General features: G+C 72.3%; 5 protein-coding genes. 3 read left to right on the top strand and 2 right to left on the bottom strand.

Annotated elements, in window-relative coordinates; genetic code table 11:
* Positions 1–129: 129 nt before the first annotated feature.
* Entirely contained in the window at positions 130–1,272 is a 1,143-nt protein-coding gene (locus ACZ4UX_RS36855) for a trypsin-like serine peptidase (RefSeq protein ID WP_465709852.1), read from the bottom strand.
* A gap of 241 nt (positions 1,273–1,513) precedes the next feature.
* Here ACZ4UX_RS36855 and ACZ4UX_RS36860 point away from each other — a divergent pair, with 241 nt between their 5' ends.
* On the top strand, positions 1,514–2,077 hold the full coding sequence (locus tag ACZ4UX_RS36860; protein WP_465709853.1) for a DinB family protein: 564 nt from the start codon (positions 1,514–1,516) through the stop codon (positions 2,075–2,077).
* A 78-nt stretch (positions 2,078–2,155) separates the two neighbouring features.
* Here ACZ4UX_RS36860 and ACZ4UX_RS36865 read toward each other — a convergent pair whose 3' ends face one another.
* Positions 2,156–3,007 (bottom strand): SAM-dependent methyltransferase, encoded by an 852-nt coding sequence (locus ACZ4UX_RS36865; RefSeq protein ID WP_329485677.1) that lies wholly within the window; start codon positions 3,005–3,007, stop codon positions 2,156–2,158.
* A 580-nt stretch (positions 3,008–3,587) separates the two neighbouring features.
* Between ACZ4UX_RS36865 and ACZ4UX_RS36870 the strand changes: the two genes are divergently transcribed.
* Positions 3,588–5,693 (top strand): alpha-galactosidase, encoded by a 2,106-nt coding sequence (locus ACZ4UX_RS36870; RefSeq protein ID WP_465709854.1) that lies wholly within the window; start codon positions 3,588–3,590, stop codon positions 5,691–5,693.
* Between the two features lie 176 nt (positions 5,694–5,869).
* Positions 5,870–7,951 (top strand): NPCBM/NEW2 domain-containing protein, encoded by a 2,082-nt coding sequence (locus ACZ4UX_RS36875; RefSeq protein WP_465709855.1) that lies wholly within the window; start codon positions 5,870–5,872, stop codon positions 7,949–7,951.
* Positions 7,952–8,073: the final 122 nt, after the last annotated feature.

The following is an 8,073-nucleotide window of genomic DNA, read 5'->3' on the forward strand; positions in this document are numbered from 1 at the left end:
GGTCAGCCAAAAACCCCCCCGTGCACACCACCCCCGTCGTCTCCTTCCCCCCCCCCTTGCTCTGCGACGCCACCAACACTCATCGGGGCCCCGCCCCCCCCCCCCCCCTCCCCCCCCCCCCCGCGGTGGTCAGGCCGGGCGGGTCTGCGCCCAGGTGTGGAGGCGGTGGGCGCTGTCCCCGAGGCGGGTGGCGTACAGCGTGGCGGCCGGGCCGCCGGCCAGGTCCTCGGAGGTGGTGGTGACGCCGACGACCGTACCGGTGCCGGTCCTGGTGTCGAACGTCGCGAAGTGCGGGCCGCCGCTCGCCCCGTGGCCCATGTCGCAGGGCTCGCCCCACAGCAGGGGGGCCGCGGTGCCGGGCCGGGCCGGTCCGGCGCAGTGGATCATGCGGGATCCGGCGTACTTGGCGCCGGGGTCGTTGAGCCGGTCCTTCGGGTAGCCGAAGGTGTGGACGAACTCGCCCTCGACCGGCCGGGTGAACGCGATCCGCTGACTTCCCGTGACGTCCGCGATCCGTCGGCCGTCGGCGGAACGGTGCGCGACCAGGACGCCCGTGTCGTAGCCGGCCACCGCGAGGTCGGCCGAGGTCGTGCCGCCCGGGTCGGCGTCCCAACGGGAGGAGGTGGCCGCGCTCCTGATGACGAAGCCGCCGAGCGGCTTCGTCCCGTTGCGGTAGCCGGGCACGAAGTAGAGGTTGTGGTGCCAGGTGTCCTCGGCGGCCGGGGCGCCGACGCCCCGCAGGCAGTGCGCCGCCGTGATGACGGTGCTGCGGTTGGCGCTGGTGACGACCGTTGCCGTACAACTGCCGTCGTAGCCGTCGCTGAAGGTGAAGAAGAGCCGGCCGACGCTCCTGTTCACCGCGCCGCCGTGCGTCCAGACGCCGCCGGGGTCCGGCGTGTCCGCGGGCAGCGGCCGGGGATCGTCGGCCGTGTCGTCGTCCTCGGGCACGGGGGTGATCTCGGGGACCATGGCACCGGCCAGCTTCATCCGCTCCGGCGTCCAGTAGGTGTCGATCCGGCCGCGTTCCTGATCGGTGGTGGCGCCGGCGTGCGCGGTGACGGACTCCTGACCGCTGGGCGCCGCGGCCAGGGCCGTGTTCGGCAGCAGCACGACGGCCGCGACGGTACTCAGCAGGAGGGCTCCCGCGGCGACGAACGTGCGGGGAAAGGCCCGGGGGAGGGTGCGGTGGACGGAGTGGGGCACGGCGCGGGTGCGCGCCCGGCTGTGGGTCCGGCCGTCGGGGCGACTGGTTCGACCATGGGTTATCGACATGTCCGGCACGCTACGGACGGATCGTCAGACCTCTGTCAGGAAGGGGTCTCATCCCTTCATCGATACCGTCAGGTTCCGGTAAAGGCGTTACGTCCCCGTATCGGTGCGGGCCACCACGCGCGCCCCGTGCGCCGCTCCGCGGAACTCGCCCCACTCCGGTGCGGCACTAGGACAGGACCTGACCCAGATGGCTCCTACCTTGGTTCTCGGCAACGGAGAACGAACGACGAAGGCGGACACCATGACCGACACCACCACCACCGCGACCGCGCCCGAGCAGGCCGCGGCGGCCGCCGCCGGCGGGGAGCGGGCGGAGCTGCTGGAGGCGCTGGGCAAGCAGCGGCACTTCCTCCGCTTCACCACCCGTGACCTCACCGACGAGCAGGCCGGGCGCCGGACCACCGTCAGCGAGCTCTGCCTGGGCGGTCTGATCAAGCACGTCGCGAGCGTCGAGCGCGCCTGGACGGCCTTCATCCTGGAAGGGCCCTCGGCGATGGGCGACTTCACCACCATGACCGAGGCCGACTGGGAGCGGCGGAACAACGACTTCCGGCTGCTGCCCGGCGAGACCCTGGCCGGTGTGCTGGAGGACTACGCCGAGGCGGCCCGCCGCACGGACGAGCTGGTCGCCGTCCTGCCCGACCTGGACGCCTCGCAGCCGCTGCCGAAGGCTCCCTGGTTCGAGGCCTCCGCGCGCTGGTCGGCGCGCCGCGTCCTGCTGCACCTGATCGCCGAGACCGCGCAGCACGCCGGCCACGCGGACATCCTCCGCGAGGCCCTGGACGGCTCCAAGAGCATGGGCTGACGGGCGCCCGCCGGGTCCGGAAACGCCGGTGTCCCCCGCGTCTCGACGCGGGGGACACCGTGCGGCTCCGAGGACCGGTCAGCGCTTGACCGCGACTCCGGCGTAGGCGGGGGCCGCCTCCTGCCAGCGCGGCGGGAGCTCCGCCTGCGGCCGCCAGAGCGGCAGTTGGACCAGGCCGGGGTCGACCAGCTCGAAGTCGCCGAAGAACTCCCGGACCTCCTCCTGGGCCCGCAGGACCAGCGGCGAGCTCGCGCGGCTGTAGACCTCGGTGGTCTCGGCGGCCGCCCGGGCGGTCATGAAGTCCTGGGTGCCGTGCGAGAGGATCAGCATGCTGCCCGGCGCCAGCGCGTCCCGCAGCCGGGCCACCGTCTCGGCGGCGCCCTCCTCGTCCCGGACGAAGTGCAGCACCGCCACCAGCATCAGCGCCACCGGCCGGGAGAGGTCGAGCGCCTCCTTCAGGCCCGGATCCCCCAGTATCGCCTCCGGGTCGCGCAGGTCCGCGTGCAGGACGCTGGTGTGACCGGCCGGGTGGTAGGCCAGCAGGGCGCGGGCGTGCGTGAGCACGATCGGGTCGTTGTCGACGTAGACCACCCGGGCGTCCGGAGCCACCCGGTGGGCGACCTCCGCGGTACTGCCCACGGCCGGGATCCCGGTACCGATGTCCAGGAACTGGCGGACGCCCCGGCCGACGGCGAACTCCACCGCGCGCCCGAGGAACTCACGGTTGATCCGGGCCCCGAGCCGGGCGTCGGGCATGGCCGCGATGACCTTCTCGGCGGCCTCCCGGTCGGCCGGGAAGTTGTCCTTCCCGCCGAGGTAGTAGTCGTACATCCGGGCCGGGTGCGGGGTGCCGGTGTTCAGCTCCGCCGGCGGCTGCCACTCCCCCGCCGCCACCGGCCCCGACCAGCCGGTCATCGCATCGTCCCGCATGAAATCCCCACTCGTCCTGACAGCAAGTCATCTCATCCTAAGCACACCGGGAATCCCCCACCCCGCCCCGGCCGCGCGACCGGCCCGGCGGCCCCGATCGCCCGCACGGTGCTCACGGCCCTGACGCGCGCCCGCGTCAGGGCCGTTCGGCTTGGCGACGGAGAGCCTGTCGACGGTGTGTCGACTCATGGAACGCTCCTTCGTGCCGGCCGGGAAACCCGGTATCGGCGCAGGCGGGAATCGAGGGTGGCGCCGGGCACGCCGGGGTCAAGCGGATGCCTGACAAGTAATCAGAACCAAACGGATTTCAACGTCATGTGAAATGTCACATGACTTGGCACCCTCCCGTCAAGAGCTCCGTCGCGCCGAGATCAACCTGTGACTCAACGCGGCGCGCAAGGGGTTCTCCCGTGCCGGGCCACGCCGAGCGACCGTCACGGACGAGTCTGCGCAAGGCACTTGAGGACGGCCAGCACGTGTGCTTCTCTTTGCTGCGTTGCTTTCTGTTGAGACTTTCGAACAGAAACGAACGGCAGCGGACTGCCGATCCCCCACCCTCCTCGCGCACTCTGGAGCGCCCATGCGGATACCCCTGCGCCGAGCCGTGCCCCGAGCACTGAGCCGAGCGCTGCCCCGTGCCCTCGTCGCGCTGTCCCTCGCGGCGACCGGGCTCGGCACCGTCGTCCTCGGGACGGCCGCCCCCGCGGCGGCCCTGGACAACGGACTCGCCCTCACCCCGCCGATGGGCTGGAACTCCTGGAACACGCTGGGCACCGGAGTGACCCAGGAGGAGGTCCTCCAGACCATCGACTTCATGGCCGCCAACGGGCTGGTCCAGGCCGGCTACGACACCGTCACCATCGACGACGGCTGGTCGCTCGGCCACCGCGACGGCCAGACCACCGACCTGGTGAAGACCGCCTACGGCGCGATGCAGCTCTACGACGCCAACCGCAACCCCACCAGCGGGACGGACGGCACCGGATTCGACCTGACCACCGGCCACCTCGTCCCCGATCCGGCCCGCTACCCCGCGCACACCGTCAACGGGCAGACCCTGAACGGGATCCAGTACCTGTCCTGGTACGCCCACAGCAAGGGCATGAAGTTCGGCCTCTACGCCACGGACACCTACACGACCTGCCAGGGCCGGCCCGGCAGCCTGGGGCACGAGGCCACCGACGCCGCCGACTTCGTCGCCTGGGGCGTGGACTTCGTCAAGTACGACGACTGCCCCTACGGACCGCAGATCATCGGGCCCGACGGCCACAACTACTGGACCCAGGGCGAGGGGAGGGAGCTGACCCGGTCCATCTACGCCCGGGTGCGCGACTTCCAGCAGGCCCTCGACGCCGCCTCCCGGACCCAGGGCCGCCCGCGGGTGACCCTCAGCGTCTCCGCGCAACCCGTGCACAGCGGGGTCCCCTACCTGCTCGCCGGTGACGACCCGGCCCGCACCGACCCGGTGGTGGTCGCGGCCGGCACCCCCGCGTTCGAGGCCCCCGGCTACGCCCCGACCGGGGTCTGGTGCGGACAGGTCGCCAACCTCTGCCGGATCGGCGGCGACCGCGGCCCGGACCTGGAGGGCGTGCTCTACAACGGCCAGTTGCAGACCGCCCTGAAGTACCCGGGCAACGTGCGGCCGGGCAGCTGGAACGACCTGGACATGATGTTCGCCGGCTGGCAGAACCCGTACGGCGTGTACGGCGTCACCGACACCTGCCCCTGCCACAAGCCGATGTCCGTGACCGAGTCGCGCGGCGAGATGTCGATCCTCGCCATGCTGGCCTCCCCGCTCATCTCCGGCGCGGACCTGCGCACCGCCGCGGACTCCCGGCACACCCGGGACGGCCTCACCTGGTCCACCGGCATCACCGCCGACCAGCTGGCCGTCTACAAGAACACCGATGTCATCGCGATCGACCAGGACCGGCTGACCAGGCCCGCCACCCTGGTCGGCGCCCCGCCCGCCGGCAGCACCGCCCCGATCGTCCTCAAGCGGCAACTCGCCGACGGCGACACCGCCGTCCTGCTGGTCAACCAGGACCCGGCGGGCTACCGGAACGTCTCCACCACGCTCGCCGAGCTCGGCCTGACCGGCCCCGGCTACTCGGCCAAGGACCTCTGGACCGGCGCCACCGGCAACGTGACCGGCGCGCTCGGCGCCCAGGTCGAGCCGCACGGCGTCGTCCTGTACCGCCTCAAGCCGCTGCCGGGGACCGGGCCGGCCGCGGTCATCGGCGACGGCCGCTACCACGGCATCAGCGCCGGCGGCACCGGCGGCCAGGCCCTGGAGGTCCAGGGCACCTGCGGCGCCCCCGACGGCTCCCCCACCGACATCAACACCTGGTGGAGCTGGCACACCTCCGAGCAGTGGAACTTCGCGCCGAACCCGGACGGCACGGTGCGCATCACCGACAACTGCTACACCGACACGCAGCACCACGGCACGCTGACCGGCGCCGCCGTGGCCGGTCAGCCCGCCCGGGTCCGAAACGCCTGGGACCCCGCCGACCCGGCCCAGAAGTGGCGCGTCGTCCAGAGCACCACGACAGGCGCGCTGACCATCACCAACGTCGCCACCGGTCTCGTCCTCTCCGCGCCGCAGACCGCCGCGACCTCCCCGGTCGTGACCGGCCCGCCCGACGGATCGTTGGTCGGGCAGTCCTGGAGCCTGCTCTCCTGACGCGCCGTCCGCCGGAGGCTCCCCCGTCTCCCGGCTCCGGCGCAGCGCCGGAGCCGGGGCCCCGTCCCACCCGACACCCCTTCTCTGGAGGAACTTTGCGCTCCCCCGGCACCGCACCACCGCGCCGCACCGCACGGCCGCGTCGCACGGAACTGCCGCGCCGCCTGGCCTCGGCGTTGACCGCCCTGACCCTGTTCACCGGTGGCGGCGCCCTCGCCGTCGGCCTCCAACTCGCCACCGCACCGCCGGCGCTGGCCCTGGACAACGGCCTCAACCTGACGCCGCAGATGGGCTTCAACAACTGGAACTCCACGCACTGCGGCGCCCAGTTCGACGAAGCCATGATCAAGGGCATCGCCGACCTCTTCGTCAGCAAGGGCCTGAAGGCGGCCGGCTACCAGTACGTCAACCTCGACGACTGCTGGGCGCAGCCGCAGCGCGACGCCGCGGGCGACCTCGTCCCCGACCCGGTCCGCTTCCCGCACGGCATCAAGGCGCTCGCCGACTACGTCCACGCCAAGGGGCTCAAGTTCGGCCTCTACTCCAGCGCGGGCGACCACACCTGCGACGTCAACGGCTTCCCCGGCGGGCTCGGCCACGAGCAGCAGGACGCCCGGCTCTGGGCCTCCTGGGGAGTGGACTACCTCAAGTACGACAACTGCCACAACCAGGGCGTCGACGCCAGGACCCGCTACCGGGCGATGGGCGACGCGCTGAAGGCGACCGGCCGCCCGATCCTCTACAGCATCTGCGAGTGGGGCAGCACCGGCCCGTGGGAGTGGGCCCCGCCGGTCGGCAACTCCTGGCGCACCACCGGCGACATCGACGACACCTGGGACAGCATGATCGCCATCGCCCAGGCCAACCAGGGCCTGGCCGACTACGCCAAGCCCGGGGCCTTCAACGACCCCGACATGCTGGAGGTCGGCAACGGCGGCATGAGCGCGACGGAGTACCGCACCCACTTCAGCCTCTGGGCCGAGATGGCCGCGCCCCTGATGATCGGCACCGATCTGCGCACCGCCTCCCCGGAGACCCTGGCCATACTGACCAACACCGATGTGATCGCGGTCGACCAGGACCCGCTCGGCCGGCAGGGCTCGGTGGTCTCCAGCGAGAACGGTCTGGTGGTGATGTCCAAGCCCCTGGCGGACGGCGGCCGGGCGGTCACCCTGACCAACGAGGGCTCCTACGACGCCACCATCACCGCGACCGCACGGACCCTCGGCATCGCCGGGGCGAAGACCTACAAGGTCAAGGACCTCTGGTCGAAGAAGTCGAGCGCCGGCGACGGGACCGTCAGCGCCGTCGTGCCGGGGCACGGGACCGCGATGTTCCGGGTCACCCCGGGCTCGCCCGTCCCCCCGCCCACCGGGGTCACCCAGCTGAGCGACCTCCCGTTCGGCACCGCCACCAACCAGTGGGGACCGGTCGAGCGGGACCGCAGCAACGGCGACATCCAGCCCGCTGACGGCCACACCCTCACCATCCGCGGCGCCGCGTACGCCAAGGGCCTGGGCGTGCACGCGCCCAGCGAGGTCGGCGTCCACCTCGGGGGTGCCTGCCGGAACCTGGTCACCGACGTCGGGATCGACGACGAGACCTACGGCAACGGCTCGGTCAGGTTCCAGATCTTCAGGGACGCCGCCCTGGCCGCCGACAGCGGGCCGATGACCGGCAAGGACCCCGCCAGACACCTCACCGCCGACCTCACCGGCGCCACCACCGTCCGTCTGGTGGTCACCGACGCCGGCGACGGCACCAGCTACGACCACGCCGACTGGGCGGGCCCGCGGCTCGCCTGCGGCAGCGGTCCGGCCGCCGGTGCCCATCAGCTCTCCGACCTCGCCTGGGCCTCCGCCGGCAACAGCTGGGGCCCGGTCGAGAAGGACATGAGCAACGGCGAGAACCAGGCCCGGGACGGACGGACCATCACCATCGCGGGCACCACGTACGCCAAGGGCCTGGGCGTCAACGCGCTCAGCCAGGTGGTCTACTTCCTCGGCGGCTCCTGCACCTCGCTCACCACCGACGTGGGGGTGGACGCCGAGGCGAGCGGCCGCGCGAGCGTCTCGTTCGAGATCTACAAGGACGCCGTCAAGGTCGCCGACAGCGGCCTGATGACCGTGACGTCGGCCCCCAGGCACCTCACCGCCGACCTGACGGGCGCCGAGGAGCTGCGCCTCGTGGTCACCGACGGCGGCGACGGCACCATCAGCGACCACGCCGACTGGGCGGGCCCCGTCCTCAGCTGCTGACCACCCGCACGGCTCGAAGGCGGGGGGGCGGGATTCGGTCTGTAGCAAGGCCAGAGCGGTTCCCCCACAGAAGGACCAGACGCACACACGATTGGAAGGCATGGGATGGGGCCCCCGGAAAA

Source organism: Kitasatospora sp. NPDC028961, from assembly GCF_055564815.1.

Coding starts and splice junctions, on each gene's coding strand:
- ACZ4UX_RS36855 (WP_465709852.1), bottom strand. CDS start 1,272: ATGTCGATAACCCATGGTCGAACCAGTCGCCCCGACGGCCGGACCCAC.
- ACZ4UX_RS36865 (WP_329485677.1), bottom strand. CDS start 3,007: ATGCGGGACGATGCGATGACCGGCTGGTCGGGGCCGGTGGCGGCGGGG.
- ACZ4UX_RS36870 (WP_465709854.1), top strand. CDS start 3,588: ATGCGGATACCCCTGCGCCGAGCCGTGCCCCGAGCACTGAGCCGAGCG.
- ACZ4UX_RS36860 (WP_465709853.1), top strand. CDS start 1,514: ATGACCGACACCACCACCACCGCGACCGCGCCCGAGCAGGCCGCGGCG.